Origin of the sequence: Pseudacidovorax intermedius (assembly GCF_001476815.1) — a bacterium.
Taxonomy (GTDB): domain Bacteria; phylum Pseudomonadota; class Gammaproteobacteria; order Burkholderiales; family Burkholderiaceae_C; genus Xenophilus; species Xenophilus intermedius_A.
Map to the genome: position 1 here is coordinate 1 of NZ_LDSL01000293.1, position 652 is coordinate 652.

The window sequence follows — 652 nt, forward strand, 5'->3', positions numbered from 1 at the left end:
GTCCTGAGCCCCCTGACGACCCTCGCCCCCGCCGCGATCATGATCGCGCTCGGCCTGCTCGGCGCGGCCGTCTCGCTGCGCACCGTCACCTCGTCCGACCCCCTCACCGCACTCGGGAGCACTCGATGATCCTTCTCGACGACGTCACCCTCACCTACCCCGACGGAGACACCCGCGTCACCGCCGTCGATCGCGCCACGGTCGAAGGCCGGCCGGGAGTGGTCACCGGCATCACCGGCCCCTCGGGTTCGGGCAAGTCGAGCCTGCTGGCGCTCGCGGCGACCCTGATCCGCCCGGACTCCGGCCGGGTGATCGTCGACGGGGTGGACGCCACCGGTCTGAGTGCGGCGGAACGAACGGCGCTGCGACGAGAGCGGATCGGTATCGTCTTCCAGCAGCCCCAGCTGCTTCCCTCGCTCACCGCGCGCGAGCAGTTGCGCGTGATGGCGGAGCTCGGCGGGCGAGGGCGCGGTGAACGTCGCACCGCTGTGCGGTCCCGGGTGGACGAGCTCCTGGATGCCGTCGGCCTCGGCGGGTTCGGCGATCGCCGCCCCGCGCAGCTGTCGGGCGGTCAGCGACAGCGTGTGGCGATCGCCCGCGCTCTCGTGCACGAGCCGCGCGTGATGCTGGTGGACGAGCCCACGAGACCGTA

Annotated in this window: 1 protein-coding gene; it reads left to right on the forward strand. The window is 72.5% G+C overall.

Annotated features, from left to right (window positions below; genetic code table 11):
* Positions 1-125: 125 nt before the first annotated feature.
* The coding region (locus NS331_RS25300) for an ABC transporter ATP-binding protein (RefSeq protein WP_058644621.1) at positions 126-652 on the forward strand (527 nt) is incomplete at its 3' end.